Raw genomic sequence first — 15,680 nt, 5'->3', positions numbered from 1 at the left:
AAGCGAATGAGTGACTATAAAACTACCCTGAATCTGCCGGAAACAGGGTTCCCGATGCGTGGCGATTTGGCCAAGCGCGAACCTGACATGCTGAAACGTTGGTATGAGCAGGATTTGTACGGGATTATTCGTGGCGCCAAGAAGGGTAAAAAAACCTTTATCCTTCATGACGGCCCGCCGTATGCGAACGGTAACATTCACATTGGTCACTCGGTTAACAAGATTCTCAAAGACATTATTATCAAGTCTAAAGGCTTGTCCGGCTATGATTCGCCGTATGTCCCCGGCTGGGACTGTCACGGCCTGCCGATCGAGCTAAAAGTAGAACAACTGGTGGGCAAGCCGGGCGAGAAAGTCAGCGCCGCGCAGTTCCGCGAAGAGTGCCGCAAGTATGCCGCCGAGCAGGTTGCCGGGCAGAAGAAAGACTTCATCCGTCTGGGCGTGCTGGGCGACTGGGATCGTCCCTACCTGACGATGGATTTCAAGACCGAAGCCAACATTATTCGTGCGCTGGGCCGCATCATCGAGAACGGTCACCTGCACAAAGGTGCCAAGCCGGTGCACTGGTGTGCCGACTGCGGTTCTGCGCTGGCGGAAGCGGAAGTGGAGTATTACGACAAAACTTCTCCCGCGATTGATGTCGCGTTCAACGCGGTTGACCGCGCAGCGGTGCTGGCGAAATTCGGCCTGGCTGCCGATGCGGTAAACGGCGATGTGGCGTTGGTTATCTGGACCACCACCCCCTGGACGCTGCCAGCCAACCGCGCTATTGCCCTGAATACCGAGATTGATTACGTGCTGATTCAGTTGGCAGGTAAAGCTATCATCGTTGCTGAAGGGCTGGCTGACGCGGTTGCTAAACGCGTTACGGGGAGCGACGTCAGCGCCCGTCTGGGTCACGCCGTCAAAGGCAGCGATCTGGAATTGCTGCGCTTCCGTCATCCGTTTATGGGTTTTGATGTACCCGCCATCCTGGGCGATCATGTTACGCTGGACGCGGGGACAGGGGCGGTGCATACCGCCGGTGGCCACGGCCCGGACGACTATGTCATCAGCCAGAAATATCAGTTGGAAATCGCCAACCCGGTCGGGCCGAACGGCTGTTATCTGCCGGGCACCTTCCCAGGGCTGGACGGCCTGTTCGTGTTCAAAGCCAACGACAAGATTGTCGAACTGCTGCGTGAGCGTGGCGCGCTGCTGCATGATGAAAAATTGCAGCATAGCTACCCGTGCTGCTGGCGTCACAAGTCGCCGATTATATTCCGCGCCACGCCGCAGTGGTTTGTGAGTATGGATCAGAAAGGGCTGCGCGCTCAGTCGCTGTCCGAAATCAAAGGCGTGCAGTGGATCCCGGATTGGGGTCAGGCGCGCATTGAGTCCATGGTGGCGAACCGTCCTGACTGGTGTATTTCCCGTCAGCGTACCTGGGGCGTGCCGATGTCGCTGTTCGTGCATAAAGAGACGCAGGCGCTGCATCCGCGCACGGCTGAACTGATCGAAGCTGTTGCCAAACGTGTCGAACAGGACGGCATTCAGGCGTGGTGGGATTTGAACCCAGCTGACCTGCTAGGCGCGGACGCCGCCGATTATGAAAAAGTACCCGATACGCTGGATGTCTGGTTCGATTCCGGGTCGACCCACGCTTCGGTGGTGGATGTGCGTCCGGAATTCAGCGGCCACGCGGCGGATATGTACTTGGAAGGTTCTGACCAGCATCGTGGCTGGTTCATGTCTTCACTGATGATTTCTACTGCGATTAAAGGCAAAGCGCCGTACCGTCAGGTGCTGACCCACGGCTTCACCGTGGACGGTCAGGGCCGCAAGATGTCGAAATCCATCGGCAACACCGTCAGCCCGCAGGATGTGATGGATAAGCTGGGTGCCGATATTCTGCGTCTGTGGATCGGTTCTACCGACTATTCCGGCGAAATAGCGGTGTCCGACGAGATCCTCAAGCGTTCCGCAGATGCCTACCGCCGTATCCGCAACACCGCGCGTTTCCTGCTGGCGAACCTGAATGGCTTCGACCCGGCGCAGCATAGGGTGAAACCGGAAGACATGGTGGTGCTGGACCGCTGGGCGGTGGGGTGTGCCAAAGCCGCGCAGGACGAAATTGTTGAAGCTTATGAAAGCTACGATTTCCACCGAGTGGTACAGCGTTTGATGCAGTTCTGCTCCATCGAGATGGGGTCGTTCTATCTGGACATCATCAAGGACCGTCAGTACACGGCGAAGCATGATAGCGTGGCGCGTCGCAGCTGTCAGACCGCACTGTTCCATATCGCTGAAGCGTTGGTTCGTTGGATGGCCCCGATTATGTCGTTTACCGCCGATGAAATCTGGGGGTATCTGCCGGGCGAGCGCGCGCAGTATGTCTTCACCGAAGAGTGGTATGACGGTTTGTTCGGGCTGGCTGACAGCGAGCCAATGAACGATGCTTTCTGGACCGATATACTGAATGTGCGTAGCGAAGTGAATAAAGTCATCGAGCAGGCGCGTAACGACAAGTGTGTCGGTGGTTCGCTGGAAGCCGCGGTGACGTTATATGCCGACGACGCGCTGTTTACGCGCCTCAACAGCTTGCAAGGCGAGCTGCACTTTGCCTTGTTAACCTCCAAAGCGCGTTTGGAACATGGCGAAAATGCACCGGCGGATGCACAGCAGAGTGAATTACCTGGCCTGAAAGTTGTCCTTAGTAAGGCCGACGGGGAGAAATGCCCGCGTTGTTGGCACTATGAAACGGATATCGGCAGCAATGCCGCGCATCCAGAGGTGTGTGGTCGCTGTGCGACTAATGTTGGCGGCAATGGCGAAGAGCGTAAATTTGTCTGATGAGTAAATCTATTGGAGCAACGGGTCTGCGCTGGCTGTGGCTGGCTGCGCTGGTACTGGTGGTCGATTTAGGCAGCAAGCAGTGGGTGATGACCCACTTCCAGCTGGGCGAATCGGTATCGCTGGTGCCATTCTTCAATTTTACCTATGCCCATAACTATGGCGCTGCGTTCAGCTTCCTGGCGGATAAGGGGGGCTGGCAGCGTTGGTTATTTGCCCTGATCGCATTGGTGATTATTGTGGCGCTGCTGGCGATGATGCATCGCTCCAGTGCCAGCCATAAGCTGAACAATATCGCCTATTCATTGATTATCGGCGGCGCGATCGGCAACCTGGCTGACCGGCTGGTACATGGCTATGTCATCGATTTTCTTGATGTTTATGTCGGTGATTGGCATTACCCGACCTTTAATCTGGCAGATAGCGCGATTGTGGTGGGTGCACTGTTGATTGTGCTGGAGGGGTTTCTGGCTTCTCCGCAAAAAAAACAGGCGGAAGGTAAATAACGCATGACGGAATTCGTGACAAATGGCTGCGAAGTGCTGGTGCACTTTACGCTGATGCTGGAAGACGGTTCTGTGGCAGAAGCAACGCGCGAAAACGGTAAACCGGCGATGTTCCGGCTGGGAGACGGTAGCCTGTCAGCCGCGCTGGAGGCCCAGTTACTGAACATGCGTGTCGGTGACCGCCGTCAGTTTAGTCTGCCACCGGAGTCGGCATTCGGCCCTTCGAATCCGGACCTGATCCAGTTCTTCCTGCGTCGCGATTTTGCGCAGACCGGTGTGCCCGACGTGGGCACCATCATGTTGTTCAGCGGTATGGCCGGTAACGACATGCCAGGCATTATCCGCGAGGTGGCGGAAGAGTCGATAACGGTGGATTTTAACCATCCACTGGCTGGGCACACCATCACGTTTGACGTGGAAGTGCTGGAGATTCATCCCCTTCAGACGGAGGTAACGCATGAAAATCCTGCTGGCTAATCCCCGTGGATTTTGTGCTGGTGTCGATCGCGCCATCAGCATTGTTGAGCGGGCGCTGGAGGTCTATGGTGCGCCGATTTACGTCCGTCATGAAGTCGTGCATAACCGCTATGTGGTGGAAGGGCTGCGCGAGCGCGGTGCTATCTTCATTGAACAAATTGAAGATGTGCCGGATGGTGCCATTCTGATTTTTTCCGCGCATGGTGTCTCACAGGCGGTGAGGGCAGAAGCTAAAGGCCGGGAGCTGACCGTTTTTGATGCCACCTGCCCGCTGGTAACCAAGGTGCATATGGAAGTGGCACGTGCCAGCCGCAAGGGAACAGAGGCTATCCTGATAGGCCATGCCGGGCATCCCGAAGTGGAAGGCACCATGGGTCAGTACAACAACCCGAAAGGTGGCATGTATCTGGTGGAAGGCCCTGAGGATGTCTGGGCGTTGCAGGTAAAAGACGAGTCTAATCTCTGTTTTATGACCCAAACCACCTTGTCGGTAGATGATACCTCTGCGGTGATTGACGCGCTGCGGGCGCGTTTCCCGCAGATTGTCGGGCCGCGCAAGGACGATATTTGCTACGCCACCACTAACCGTCAGGAAGCGGTACGTAACCTGGCGGCGGAGGCGTGTGTGGTGCTGGTGGTTGGCTCGAAAAATTCTTCCAACTCCAATCGTCTGGCTGAGCTGGCGCAGCGCGTTGGTAAGCCGTCTTACCTGATTGATTCCGCAGATGATATTCAGGAAGAGTGGTTGAAGAATGTTGCCTGTGTTGGTGTCACGGCCGGTGCTTCCGCGCCGGACGTGCTGGTTCAGCAGGTGATCAAACGCCTGCAGAATATGGGCGGGCAGATTGCGATGGAGATGCAGGGGCGCGAAGAGAACATCGTGTTTGAAGTGCCGAAAGAACTGCGCATGGATGTTCGTGAAGTGGAATAACACGTTCGCCTTATCATTATGAGAAGATGCCAGACGATGAAAATCGCCTGGCATTTTTTTAGGAGCAAGCACATGAATCGACTCCCTATTATTCTGGATACCGACCCAGGCATTGACGACGCCGTTGCTATCGCTGCCGCCTTGTTCGCTCCTGAACTGGATCTGAAGCTAGTTACCACGGTGGCGGGAAATGTGGATGTGGAAAGAACCACCCGCAATGCGCTGCAACTGCTGCATTTCTGGGGCTCGACGGTGCCGGTCGCACAAGGTGCGGCGACGCCGCTGACGCGTGCGCTGGGTGATGCGGCCTATGTCCACGGCGAGTCTGGGATGGCGGGTTACGACTTTGTGGCGCATGACCGGGTAGCGCTGGAAAAGCCTGCCGTGCAGGCGATGTATGAATGCCTGAGCGGTAGCGACGAACCGGTAACGTTGGTCACCATTGGGCCACTCACCAATGTTGCGTTGTTGCTGACTCAATACCCGCAGTGTAAAAACAACATCAAGCGTCTGGTGATGATGGGCGGTTCGTCAGGGCGCGGTAACTTTACGCCGAATGCGGAGTTCAATATGGCGATTGACCCGGAAGCGGCGGCGCGAGTGTTCGGCAGCGGTATCGACATTGTGATGTGTGGTCTGGATGTCACCAATCACGCGGTGCTGGCTCCTGATTATCTGGAAACGTTACCGGGGCTTAATCGAACGGGCGCTATGCTTCATGCGTTGTTTAGTCACTATCGCAGTGGCAGCATGGCGACCGGATTGCGTATGCATGATTTGTGCGCTATCGCTTATCTGGTGAAACCGGCGTTGTTTACCCTGCAACATTGTTTTGTTGGGGTAGAAACCCGAGGCGAGTACACCGCAGGCACCACGGTGGTTGATCTTCAACATCGCCTGAACCGCCCAGCTAACGCACAGGTAGCGTTAGCACTGGATGTGGACGGCTTTCGCGCCTGGGTGGCGCAGGTGTTGGCGCTGGCACCCTGAGTATCAGGGGCGGCCTGAGGCAGCGGCTGGCGGCAGGGGGAAACAATAGCTTTTACTGATATCCCCGTTGTTTTGTCATAAATTTCTAATTATTGGCGTTTTCGGCTGGCAGCCCCTGACTGGGCTGGTTAACCTGATAACCTTTTCTCATTCATCAACAGATAAAGAGTACGAATATGCGTGATGCACAAATCCGTGTCGCTATCGCGGGAGCGGGTGGCCGCATGGGGCGACAGTTGATTCAGGCTACATTGCAGATGGATGGCGTAGTGCTGGGCGCTGCGCTGGAGCGTGAAGGTTCATCCCTACTGGGTAGCGATGCGGGAGAACTGGCTGGCGCAGGTAAAACGGATGTGATTGTACAAAGCCGCCTTGAGGCGGTAGTTGACGATTTCGATGTATTTATCGATTTCACTCGCCCGGAAGGCACGCTGAGTCATCTGGCTTTTTGTCGTCAGCACGGTAAAGGGATGGTGATTGGCACCACGGGGTTTGACGATCAGGGCAAAGCGGCTATCCAACAGGCCGCGGCTGACATTGGGATTGTATTTGCTGCCAACTTTAGCGTTGGGGTGAACGTGCTGCTCAAACTGTTGGAAAAAGCAGCCAAAGTGATGGGCGACTACACGGACATTGAGATCATTGAAGCGCACCATCGCCACAAAGTTGATGCACCATCGGGCACTGCGTTGGCAATGGGCGAAGCGATAGCCGGGGCGCTGGGCCGCGATCTGAAGCAATGTGCGGTTTATGCACGTGAGGGCTATACCGGCGAACGTGATCCGAAAAGTATTGGTTTTGCCACCATTCGGGCTGGCGATATCGTGGGTGAACATACCGCGATGTTTGCGGATATCGGTGAGCGTATAGAGATAACTCACAAGGCTTCCAGTCGAATGACGTTTGCAAATGGTGCTGTCAGGTCCGCATTGTGGGTAAGCTCTCGTAATCATGGTCTTTTTGATATGAAAGATGTGCTTGGACTTGATGATATATAGTGGGTTGAAATATTTATATATTTAACTTATTGATTTTAATGGCGCTAAATATAGCGCCTTTATTTTTATTGTAAAATGTCATTCTTGTCATTATTTTTAATTAAGGTGTGTATTTTTTCATGTTATCTGTCTTTTTGTGGGGTGGGTATTAACCATTTGCGATTCCGCTTACCGTTTTTGGCGTGATTTTAATCACTTCATCATTCATTGGCGCTGGCAACCGTTTACTTTTGATAGTTGATGTATGTTTTTGCGGGTATGGCTGCGTATTACCTCCTGAAGCCATAAAATAGTGAAAAAAAATCCGGTTTGGCTAGACAACGGTCAGGGGCATCATTAAAATGCGCGCAATTTGCCGAAAATTTGCCTTACAGGTGGTTTTTGCATTGATTTAGTCCGTTAAATCTGAATTAATATGCAAATAACATGATTTTTTATTCCTTGGAGGGTGTTTTGATTAAGTCAGCGCTATTGGTTCTGGAAGACGGAACCCAATTCCACGGTCGGGCCATTGGGGCAGAGGGAGCGGCAGTGGGGGAAGTGGTTTTCAATACGTCAATGACCGGTTATCAAGAAATCCTCACTGATCCTTCCTATTCCCGCCAGATTGTCACTCTTACTTATCCCCATATCGGTAATGTCGGCACCAATGAAGCCGATGAAGAATCTCCCGCCGTTCATGCTGAGGGCCTGGTCATTCGTGATTTACCTCTGATTGCCAGCAACTACCGCAGCGAAGAAAGCCTGTCTGATTACCTTAAGCGCAACAACATCGTGGCGATTGCGGATATCGACACCCGCAAACTGACGCGACTGCTGCGTGAAAAAGGCGCACAGAACGGCTGCATTATCGCGGGCGATGCACCGGATGCGGCGCTGGCGCTGGAAAAAGCTAAAGCGTTCCCTGGCCTGAAAGGGATGGATCTGGCGAAAGAGGTGACCACCCACTCCAGCTATAGCTGGTTGCAGGGAAGCTGGACGCTTGAAGGCGAGCTGCCAGCGGCAAAAACCGAGAACGAACTGCCGTACCACGTGGTGGCGTACGATTATGGCGTGAAGCGCAATATCCTGCGTATGCTGGTGGACCGCGGCTGCCGTCTGACCGTCGTACCGGCACAAACCCCGGCAGAAGATGTGCTGAAACTGAATCCGGACGGCATTTTCCTCTCCAACGGCCCTGGTGACCCGGAGCCGTGCGATTACGCCATCAAGGCGATTAAAGCCTTCCTGGAAACCGATATTCCGGTGTTCGGCATCTGTCTGGGCCACCAGTTGCTGGCGCTGGCCAGCGGCGCGAAAACCGTCAAGATGAAGTTCGGTCACCACGGCGGCAACCACCCGGTGAAAGATCTGGACGGTAATCGTGTGATGATCACCGCGCAAAACCACGGCTTTGCGGTAGACGAAACGTCTTTACCCGCCACGCTGCGCGCGACGCACAAATCGCTGTTCGACGGTTCGCTGCAGGGCATTCACCGCACCGATAAGGCGGCGTTCAGCTTCCAGGGGCACCCGGAAGCCAGCCCCGGCCCGCATGACGCCGCGCCGCTGTTCGATCACTTCATCGAGCTGATTGAGTCTTACCGTAGCCATACCAAATAATCAGAATCCGTTTAGTCACGCTGCGATAAAAGTACAAGGCGGGAACGCCGACGCAGCGGTGAGTAAACGGGTTCGCAGGAGCGAAAAATGCCAAAACGTACAGACATAAAAAGTATCCTGATTCTCGGTGCCGGTCCGATCGTGATCGGTCAGGCGTGCGAGTTTGACTACTCCGGCGCTCAGGCGTGCAAAGCGCTGCGCGAAGAAGGTTACCGTGTGATTCTGGTGAACTCCAACCCGGCCACGATCATGACCGACCCGGAGATGGCCGACGCCACCTATATTGAACCGATCCATTGGGAGGTGGTGCGTAAAATCATCGAAAAAGAGCGTCCGGACGCAGTGCTGCCGACGATGGGTGGCCAGACAGCGCTGAACTGTGCGCTGGAGCTGGAGCGTCAGGGCGTGCTGGAAGAATTCGGTGTGACCATGATCGGCGCTACCGCCGACGCTATCGATAAAGCCGAAGATCGTCGCCGTTTCGACATCGCAATGAAGAAGATTGGCCTGGAAACCGCTCGTTCCGGCATCGCGCACACGATGGAAGAAGCGCTGGCGGTGGCGGCGGACGTGGGCTATCCCTGCATTATCCGCCCGTCCTTTACTATGGGCGGCACCGGCGGCGGTATCGCTTACAACCGTGAAGAGTTCGAAGAGATTTGTACCCGCGGTCTGGATCTGTCGCCGACCAAGGAACTGCTGATCGACGAATCGCTGATCGGCTGGAAAGAGTATGAAATGGAAGTGGTGCGGGATAAAAACGATAACTGCATCATCGTCTGCTCCATCGAAAACCTCGACGCGATGGGGATCCACACCGGTGACTCCATCACCGTGGCGCCGGCGCAAACCCTGACCGACAAAGAATATCAGATCATGCGTAACGCCTCGATGGCGGTACTGCGTGAAATCGGGGTGGAAACCGGCGGTTCCAACGTGCAGTTCGCGGTTAATCCGAAAACCGGCCGTCTGATCGTCATCGAAATGAACCCGCGCGTGTCCCGTTCTTCGGCGCTGGCCTCCAAAGCCACCGGCTTCCCGATCGCCAAGATCGCCGCCAAGCTGGCAGTCGGCTATACGCTGGATGAGCTGATGAACGACATCACCGGCGGCCGTACCCCGGCGTCGTTCGAGCCGTCCATCGATTACGTGGTCACTAAGATCCCACGCTTCAACTTTGAAAAATTTGCCGGTGCCAACGACCGCCTGACCACGCAGATGAAATCCGTGGGCGAAGTGATGGCGATTGGCCGCACCCAGCAGGAATCACTGCAAAAAGCGCTGCGCGGTCTGGAAGTGGGTGCCACTGGCTTCGATCCGAAAGTGAGCCTGGATGACCCGGAAGCGCTGACCAAAATCCGCCGCGAGCTGAAAGACGCCGGTGGCGACCGTATCTGGTATCTGGCGGATGCGTTCCGTGCCGGGATGTCGGTTGATGGCGTATTCAACCTGACCAATATTGACCGCTGGTTCCTGGTGCAGATCGAAGAACTGGTGCGTCTGGAAGAGCAGGTAGCTGAGCTGGGCGCTAACGGTCTGACGAAGGAATTCCTGCGTCTGCTGAAGCGTAAAGGCTTTGCCGACGCCCGTCTGGCGAAGCTGGCCGGCGTGTCTGAAGGTGAAATTCGTAAGCTGCGTTACAAATACGACCTGCACCCGGTCTACAAGCGCGTGGATACTTGTGCTGCCGAGTTTGCTACCGATACCGCCTACATGTACTCCACCTATGACGAGGAGTGCGAAGCCAACCCGAATCAGGATCGCGACAAGATCATGGTGCTGGGCGGCGGTCCGAACCGTATCGGTCAGGGCATCGAGTTCGACTACTGCTGCGTGCACGCGGCGCTGGCACTGCGTGAAGACGGCTATGAAACCATCATGGTCAACTGTAACCCGGAAACCGTATCTACCGATTACGACACCTCCGATCGTCTGTATTTCGAACCGGTAACGCTGGAAGACGTGCTGGAGATCGTGCGTATTGAGCAGCCGAAAGGCGTCATCGTGCAGTACGGCGGCCAGACCCCGCTGAAACTGGCGCGTCAGCTTGAAGCCGCCGGTGTACCGGTGATCGGCACCAGCCCGGACGCCATCGACCGCGCGGAAGACCGCGAGCGCTTCCAGCAGGCGGTCAACCGTCTTGGCCTGAAACAACCGGCCAACGCCACCGTCAGCACCATCGATCAGGCGGTGGAAAAAGCGGTCGGCATCGGCTATCCGCTAGTGGTGCGTCCGTCTTATGTCCTGGGCGGCCGCGCGATGGAAATCGTTTATGACGAAGCCGATTTGCGCCGTTACTTCCAGACTGCGGTCAGCGTGTCTAACGATGCGCCGGTACTGCTGGACCGTTTCCTGGACGACGCGGTGGAAGTGGACGTTGATGCTATCTGTGACGGCGAGCGTGTGCTGATTGGCGGCATCATGGAGCATATCGAGCAGGCTGGCGTGCATTCTGGCGACTCCGCCTGCTCGCTGCCAGCTTATACCCTGAGCAAAGACATTCAGGATGTGATGCGTCAGCAGGTAGAAAAACTGGCGTTCGAGCTTTCCGTGCGTGGCCTGATGAACGTGCAGTTCGCGGTGAAGAACAACGAAGTGTACCTGATTGAGGTTAACCCGCGTGCCGCCCGTACCGTACCGTTCGTTTCCAAGGCGACCGGCGTGCCGCTGGCGAAAGTAGCGGCCCGTGTGATGGTTGGGCAGACGCTGGCGCAGCAGGGCGTCACTAAAGAGGTGATCCCGCCGTACTACTCCGTCAAGGAAGTGGTGCTGCCGTTCAACAAGTTCCCTGGTGTAGACCCGATCCTCGGGCCGGAAATGCGCTCTACCGGTGAAGTGATGGGGGTGGGCCGTACCTTCGCCGAAGCCTTTGCCAAAGCGATGCTGGGCAGCAACTCGCCGATGAAGAAAACCGGCCGTGCATTGCTGTCGGTGCGCGAAGGCGACAAGGCGCGCGTGGTGGATCTGGCGGCTAAACTGCTCAAGCACGGTTTTGAACTGGATGCGACCCACGGCACCGCCGTGGTGTTGGGCGAAGCGGGTATCAATCCTCGCCTGGTGAACAAGGTGCATGAAGGCCGTCCGCACATTCAGGATCGCATCAAGAATGGCGAATACACCTACATCGTCAACACCACGGCTGGCCGTCAGGCGATTGAGGATTCCAAACTGATTCGCCGCAGTGCGTTGCAGTACAAAGTGCATTACGACACGACGATGAACGGTGGTTTCGCCACGGCGATGTCGCTGAACGCTGACCCAACCGAGCAGGTGATTTCCGTTCAGGAAATGCACGCCCGTATTCAGGGGTAACCGCTAAAAAAAACCGTGCCGGTTTCGGCACGGTTCTGTGGAAGATAAAACCGGTTAGTCGTATCTGACCGGTTTTTTTTCGTCTGTATAACCAGGGGTTAGCTTAAGGCGACCTTGATACCGAGGGTGATCAATACGCCGCCGAGCAGTTTGTCGATCAACTTTTGGGCTTTGCTCAGGCCACGACGTACTGGCTCGCTTTGGATCAGGATAACCAGCAGCGGCCACCAAATCAGCGTCAGTCCCCAGATGATTCCGGCATACCACAGTTTTTCGCCAAAGCTGGAATTCAGGCTCAACACCTGGGTGAACACCGCCAGGAAAAACAGCGTGGCTTTCGGGTTCAGCAGGTTGCAGAGGTAGCCCTGAATAAAGGCCTTCCACAGCCCGACCTGCTGCGGTGCCAGGCCGGACAGGTCCAGCTTGCTACCACCGCGTGAGCGTAGCGCCTGAATACCTAACCAGATCAGGTAGGCGGCACCGACGTATTTCAGCAGGCTAAACAACCAGGGCGTAGTGGTGATGACCACCGCCAGCCCAGCGACGCAGTAGGCCATGTGGGTGGCGACACCGGCAATGACGCCGACCGCGGTCATCATGGCGGCTAGCCGTGGGTAGCGGACCGCGTTTTTGATCACTAAGAAGAAGTCTGGACCGGGGGAAATCATCCCCAGTGCGGCGATGGTCGCAACAAATAAAGAGGTTTCAAGCATGGTGGATTACGAATAACAATCAAGGATTCGACTGGAAAATGTGGGCATAATACCGCCGGTGGCATTTTTTCGCACTATCAATCATCGATTTGAAATGTTAATAAACTTATAAAAACCACGCTTATAGTGGTTGTATTCAGGCAGGGGACGGGAAAGTAACATGGTAAATGAAACCACGCAGCGGGATATCACCCGGTTGTGTATTCAGTGCGCGCTGTTGCTGTTGCAGCATGGTGCGGAAAGTATGTTGGTCGAGCAGCTGTCGTCGCGGCTCGGCGTTGCGCTGGGGATGGACAGTGTGGAAAGCTCGATTTCGGCTAACGCGATTGTGCTGACCACCATCATGCAGGGGCATTGCCTGACCTCCACCCGCAAAAATGTGGATCGCGGCATCAATATGCACGTGGTGACCGAGGTGCAGCATGTGGTGATCATGGCCGAGCATAAGTTGCTGGATGTGGACGGGGTGGCAAAGCGTTTTAGTCATATCAAACCGCTGCGTTATCCGCGCTGGTTGATGGTGACGATCGTAGCGCTGTCGTGCGGCTGTTTCAGCCGTCTGAACGGTGGCGGCTGGGATGCGTTTCTGGTCACGCTGATTGCCAGCGGCATGGCGATGTATGTGCGGCAGGTGCTAACCGCCCGGCATCTTAATCCGTTGATTAACTTCTGCATCACGGCGTTTGTGGCAACATCGGCGTCTGGGTTGCTGATGCGAGTGCCCGGTCTGGAGCATAGTTCCTCTGTGGCGATGGCCGCCAGTGTGTTGCTGTTGGTGCCTGGTTTCCCATTGATCAACGCGGTGGCGGATATGTTTAAAGGTCATGTCAACACCGGGTTGGCGCGCTGGACGATGGCCAGCCTGTTAACACTGGCGACGTGTATTGGTGTGGTAACGGCAATGGCGGTATGGGGGTTACACGGATGGTCATGGAACTGATTTGGGCGCTGATTCAGGACATGGTGCTGGCCGCGGTGCCTGCGGTGGGGTTCGCGATGGTCTTTAACGTGCCGGTGAAGGCATTGCCTTATTGCGCGTTGCTGGGGGGGTTAGGGCACGGCGTGCGTTTTCTGATGATTCGTTTTGGTATCCCCATCGAATGGGCGACTTTCGTCGCCTCTATCATGGTGGGTATCATCGGCATTCGCTGGTCCCGCTGGTTTCTGGCGCACCCGAAAGTGTTTACGGTTGCCGCTGTGATCCCGATGTTTCCCGGTATTCCGGCCTATACCGCGATGATTTCGGTGGTGCAGCTTTCCCATCAGGGGTATAGCGAAGCGTTGATGCAAATGCTGATCACTAACTTCCTGAAGGCCAGTTTTATCGTTGGTGCGCTTTCCATCGGGCTGTCATTACCGGGGATCTGGATTTATCGCAAACGACCGGGAGTATAAGGATTCGGTGTTCTCTTAAATATAGGGGGGCGGCCCGGTAATCATATCGACGCATGAACAGGCTTTCCGTATAGTGGCACCAATTTTGTAGCCTGCAGGGTTTTACCATGGTGATTAGTTTGATTGCCGCACTGGCGGTGGATCGTGTGATTGGTATGGAGAATGCCATGCCGTGGCACTTGCCAGCCGATTTGGCGTGGTTTAAGCGCAACACACTTAGCAAACCCGTGATTATGGGGCGCAACACGTTCCGCTCTATCGGTCGGCCGTTGCCGGAGCGGCTGAATATTGTGGTGAGCAGTCAACCGGGTGATGATGACCGTGTGACTTGGGTAACGTCGCTGGAAGCGGCACTGACGGCGGCGGGCGACGTGGACGAGGTAATGGTGATCGGTGGCGGCAGTATCTATCAGCAGATGTTGCCACAAGCCAACCGCCTTTATCTGACCCATATTGACGCCGAGGTGGAAGGTGATACCCATTTTCCGGATTACGAACCGGACGAGTGGGTTTCCACCTTCAGCGAGTTTCACGACGCGGACGAACAAAACACTCATAGCTATTGCTTCGAGATCCTCGAACGTCGCTGATTGCCGCTAATCTCCCTATCTCAAACCCGCTCATCGAGCGGGTTTTTAAATATATCTCTATGCAATCGTCACGCACTATGACGTAACCATGCACTATGACGTGACTTAGATAGCTGAGGCGGTATCGGTATCCAGCGACATCAGCGATGGTTGGGTGAAGTAGTGTTGGTCTTCCCAACGCAGGCAAGTGAGTGCGCCACCCCAGCAACAGCCGGTATCCAGCGCGTAGATGCCTTCCGGTGTGCCTTTTCCTTCCAGTGATGCCCAGTGGCCGAACGCAATCGCGTATTCAGCCGCTACCGGCCCCGGCAGGTCGAACCAGGGTTTCAGCAACGACGGTGCCTGTGTCGGCGGCTCTTTGCACAGCATGTCGAGCTGACCGCCGGAGAAACAGTAGCGCATACGAGTAAACACGTTGGTGCTGAACCGTAAGCGCGCCAGCCCGCTGAGTTCCGGGCTCCAGTGGTTTGGCATATCACCGTACATCGCGTCCAAGAACAGTGGGTAACTATCACTGCTGAGGATCGCTTCCACTTCCCGTGCACACATCTTAGCGGTATCCAGATCCCACTGCGGCGTGATACCTGCATGGGCCATCACCAGTCTGCGTTCGTCGTCCACTTGTAACAGCGGTTGACGGCGTAGCCAGTTGATCAGGTCATCCGCATCTGGTGCCGATAATAGCGCGTCCAGACGATCTTTGGGTTTGTTGCGGCTGATGCCCGCGTACACGGCCAGCAGGTGTAAATCATGGTTGCCGAGCACCATGCGCACTGCATCACCCAGCGAACGGACATAGCGCAGTACGTCCAGTGAGTCGGGGCCGCGAGCGACCAAATCGCCGGTCAGCCACAACGTGTCATTCTCGGGGTCAAAGGCAACTTGCGCCAACAGCGATTTGAGTTCAACGGCACAACCGTGAACGTCGCCAACAAGATAGGTAGCCATAGTCTTTCAGTGTATCAGTGAGGGAATGGCCAGGCGGAATACGGTAATGGGAACCTGAAATGTTTCACCCTGATGGTCAATCATCTGGTAATGACCTTCCATGGTGCCCATCGGTGTTTCCAGAATAGCACCGCTGGTGTACTGGAATTCATTACCTGGCTGGATCACGGGTTGCAGGCCGATCACGCCTTCACCCTGAACTTCGGTTTGCTTGCCGTTGCCGTTGGTAATCATCCAGTAACGGTTGAGTAGTTTGACGTCATGACGACCCAGATTGCGGATAGTGATGGTGTATGCGAACACGAAGCGCCCTTCCTCTGGCTGGGACTGCGCTTCTACATAAAAGCTCTGAACCTGTATACACACTCGGGGCGCATTCATCATGA

At 55.5% G+C, this 15,680-nt stretch carries 14 protein-coding genes; 11 read left to right on the top strand and 3 right to left on the bottom strand.

The window, feature by feature from the left end; genetic code table 11:
• Positions 1–6 precede the first annotated feature (6 nt).
• From ileS to carB, 8 genes are all read left to right on the top strand, one after another.
• Positions 7–2,832, top strand: a complete 2,826-nt coding sequence (gene ileS / locus OB87_RS00110; RefSeq protein WP_033567421.1) for an isoleucine--tRNA ligase — start codon at positions 7–9, stop codon at positions 2,830–2,832.
• Positions 2,832–3,338, top strand: coding sequence for a signal peptidase II (gene lspA, locus OB87_RS00105; protein ID WP_033567420.1), 507 nt, complete (start codon positions 2,832–2,834; stop codon positions 3,336–3,338). The genes ileS and lspA overlap by 1 nt, the downstream gene beginning before the upstream one ends.
• A 3-nt stretch (positions 3,339–3,341) precedes the next feature.
• Complete coding sequence (gene fkpB, locus OB87_RS00100; RefSeq protein ID WP_033567419.1) at positions 3,342–3,815, top strand: FKBP-type peptidyl-prolyl cis-trans isomerase; 474 nt, start codon at positions 3,342–3,344, stop codon at positions 3,813–3,815.
• On the top strand, positions 3,796–4,746 hold the full coding sequence (gene ispH, locus OB87_RS00095; RefSeq protein ID WP_033567418.1) for a 4-hydroxy-3-methylbut-2-enyl diphosphate reductase: 951 nt from the start codon (positions 3,796–3,798) through the stop codon (positions 4,744–4,746). The genes fkpB and ispH overlap by 20 nt, the downstream gene beginning before the upstream one ends.
• Positions 4,747–4,818: 72 nt before the next feature.
• Entirely contained in the window at positions 4,819–5,736 is a 918-nt protein-coding gene (gene rihC / locus OB87_RS00090; protein ID WP_033567417.1) for a ribonucleoside hydrolase RihC, read from the top strand.
• Between the two features lie 176 nt (positions 5,737–5,912).
• The gene (gene dapB / locus OB87_RS00085) at positions 5,913–6,734 is read left to right on the top strand and encodes a 4-hydroxy-tetrahydrodipicolinate reductase (protein WP_033567416.1); all 822 of its coding nucleotides are present in this window, start codon (positions 5,913–5,915) and stop codon (positions 6,732–6,734) included.
• A gap of 453 nt (positions 6,735–7,187) precedes the next feature.
• Positions 7,188–8,336 (top strand): glutamine-hydrolyzing carbamoyl-phosphate synthase small subunit, encoded by a 1,149-nt coding sequence (gene carA, locus OB87_RS00080; protein WP_033567509.1) that lies wholly within the window; start codon positions 7,188–7,190, stop codon positions 8,334–8,336.
• A gap of 87 nt (positions 8,337–8,423) precedes the next feature.
• Positions 8,424–11,648: a carbamoyl-phosphate synthase large subunit gene (gene carB, locus OB87_RS00075; protein WP_033567415.1), complete on the top strand. Its 3,225-nt coding sequence runs from the start codon at positions 8,424–8,426 to the stop codon at positions 11,646–11,648.
• A 98-nt stretch (positions 11,649–11,746) separates the two neighbouring features.
• Here carB and OB87_RS00070 read toward each other — a convergent pair whose 3' ends face one another.
• Positions 11,747–12,361 (bottom strand): LysE family translocator, encoded by a 615-nt coding sequence (locus OB87_RS00070; protein WP_033567414.1) that lies wholly within the window; start codon positions 12,359–12,361, stop codon positions 11,747–11,749.
• A gap of 160 nt (positions 12,362–12,521) precedes the next feature.
• Between OB87_RS00070 and OB87_RS00065 the strand changes: the two genes are divergently transcribed.
• From OB87_RS00065 to folA, 3 genes are all read left to right on the top strand, one after another.
• Positions 12,522–13,301, top strand: a complete 780-nt coding sequence (locus tag OB87_RS00065) for a threonine/serine exporter family protein (protein ID WP_033567413.1) — start codon at positions 12,522–12,524, stop codon at positions 13,299–13,301.
• A complete protein-coding gene (locus OB87_RS00060; RefSeq protein ID WP_033567412.1) occupies positions 13,286–13,756 on the top strand; it encodes a threonine/serine exporter in 471 nt (156 codons plus the stop codon). The genes OB87_RS00065 and OB87_RS00060 overlap by 16 nt, the downstream gene beginning before the upstream one ends.
• A 107-nt stretch (positions 13,757–13,863) precedes the next feature.
• Positions 13,864–14,346, top strand: coding sequence for a type 3 dihydrofolate reductase (gene folA / locus OB87_RS00055; protein WP_033567411.1), 483 nt, complete (start codon positions 13,864–13,866; stop codon positions 14,344–14,346).
• Positions 14,347–14,451: 105 nt separating this feature from the next.
• Here the strand turns inward: folA and apaH are convergent, their stop codons facing one another.
• Positions 14,452–15,294, bottom strand: coding sequence for a bis(5'-nucleosyl)-tetraphosphatase (symmetrical) ApaH (gene apaH, locus OB87_RS00050; RefSeq protein ID WP_033567410.1), 843 nt, complete (start codon positions 15,292–15,294; stop codon positions 14,452–14,454).
• Between the two features lie 6 nt (positions 15,295–15,300).
• A complete protein-coding gene (gene apaG / locus OB87_RS00045; RefSeq protein WP_033567409.1) occupies positions 15,301–15,678 on the bottom strand; it encodes a Co2+/Mg2+ efflux protein ApaG in 378 nt (125 codons plus the stop codon).
• Positions 15,679–15,680 lie beyond the last annotated feature (2 nt).

This window comes from Dickeya undicola (genome assembly GCF_000784735.1).
Classification (GTDB): Bacteria; Pseudomonadota; Gammaproteobacteria; order Enterobacterales; family Enterobacteriaceae; genus Dickeya; species Dickeya undicola.
This window is presented reverse-complemented; position numbering and strand designations above follow the sequence as displayed.